The sequence below is a fragment of the Glycomyces halotolerans genome (assembly GCF_054779575.1).
This window is the reverse complement of the sequence record NZ_BAAGXZ010000046.1, coordinates 1-1,679: the sequence shown is the minus strand read 5'-3', so window position 1 is coordinate 1,679 and position 1,679 is coordinate 1. Positions and strand designations below refer to the sequence as shown.

General features: G+C 34.5%; 1 protein-coding gene. It reads left to right on the top strand.

The annotated features are described in order from the left end of the window. Positions 1–229: 229 nt before the first annotated feature. Positions 230–1,345, top strand: coding sequence for an IS4 family transposase (locus ACYVL2_RS19935; protein ID WP_100348026.1), 1,116 nt, complete (start codon positions 230–232; stop codon positions 1,343–1,345). Positions 1,346–1,679 lie beyond the last annotated feature (334 nt).

Sequence of the window (1,679 nt, the reverse complement as noted above, 5' to 3'; positions counted from 1 at the left end):
GTTGAGATGAAAGGGTTTTAAACCTTTTGTGAAGAAGATAACCATTGTAAAATAAAAAGTATGCAGAAAAAAATGATATAGCGGAGGGCACTAGTGTTGCATTAATTTAAATTAACTATTAAAAAGACTCAAAATCTTCAATTTTATTATTTTAGGCAAACAAAAAGTCCTTTATAATGGAAATAGATGGTGGTAACCCGTCCAAATCCACTAATAAAGGACCAAACTTATGGACAAGATTACACGAAAAACTTCATTTGGACAATGGTTTTCACCAATTAATCTTCAATTATTAGAAGATAACGTGAAAACATTGAAATTAGATTACTATACGAAAAAATTAACGACAGAATCATTCCTTAAATTATTACTTTTTGCACAGCTAGTAGAAATTGAAAGTCTACATGCATTGGGCGATAGCCTTTTCGATGACCACCTTCAAAATGGAGTCGACCTTGATTCAATTAGTATTTCTCAGCTATCACGGCGATTAAATGGCATGAACCCCGATATATTTCAAATGCTTTTCCTTGATTTAGTCGGGCAAATTCATGCTAAAACACACTATACAAAACTGGTCATGCCGTTAAAAATCATTGATTCAAGCACGTTACCACTAAATGTGACCAATCATAAATGGGCAAAGTTCCGCAAAACAAAGGCGGGTGTAAAGTTGCATTTACGCCTTGTATTTATGGAAAAAGGAACTTCCTATCCAGAAAAGGCTGTGATAACAACTGCGAATGAACATGATCGTGGTCAGCTTGAAATCATGGTGGACGACAAAAAATGCATGTATGTGTTTGACCGTGGCTATCTGGACTACGAACGCTTTGATCGTATGACAGATGATGGGTACTTTTTTCTTTCAAGGCTACGAAAAAACGCAGTCATACGGGAGGTTTATAATTTTAAACTACCCGAGGATTCAGCTGTCTTATCGGATCAAATGGTCTTGATTGGTACAACTCAAAACCGAGCTGAAAACTACTTTCGCCTTCTAAAAGTAATAGATTCAAAAGGAAATGTACTCCATTTAATCACGAATCGTTTTGATTTGAGTGCCGAAGAAATTTCAGAGATGTATAAATCACGCTGGGCCATTGAGCTATTTTTTAAGTGGATCAAACAACATCTCAATATTAAAAAGTTCTACGGACAAAGTGAATGGGCCATTCAAAACCAAGTGTTTATCGCACTGATTGTTTTTTGCCTAAATGTAATTGCGCAAATCGAAACAAAAAGTAAGCGAAAAACGCTACAGATTAGCCGTTTTTTAAGGGCTTCGTTATGGAAACCTGCACATATCTGGATACGAAAGATTAAAGGAAAAACCGTTCCTTAAAAATAAATTGTCGTCGTCGCACAAGTCTAATTGTAAATAATTTCCAAACGGATGGAGCCACCTTTAATAAGGTATTTACTTTTTTGGCTCTAAACAGGAAAAAACATTAAACTGAAAATTGCGTCAACATTTATGCAACACTAGTGAACCTTATCATATAAATATAAGGCCAACAACTGAAACTAGTGTATTTATGGACAAATAGTATAAACCTCCCTATTTATTCACCTTAAACTTATCTATATTCCCTGTTTCCTTCAATTTACTCTTTATTTTGATTAATTTCACACTATCTTTTATTTTTGGTCAAAACATGCATAACTTGGTTCATTCG

What these genes read in the sequence shown, in the direction of transcription:
- ACYVL2_RS19935 (WP_100348026.1), top strand. Translation starts at nt 230, where the DNA reads ATGGACAAGATTACACGAAAAACTTCATTTGGACAATGGTTTTCACCA.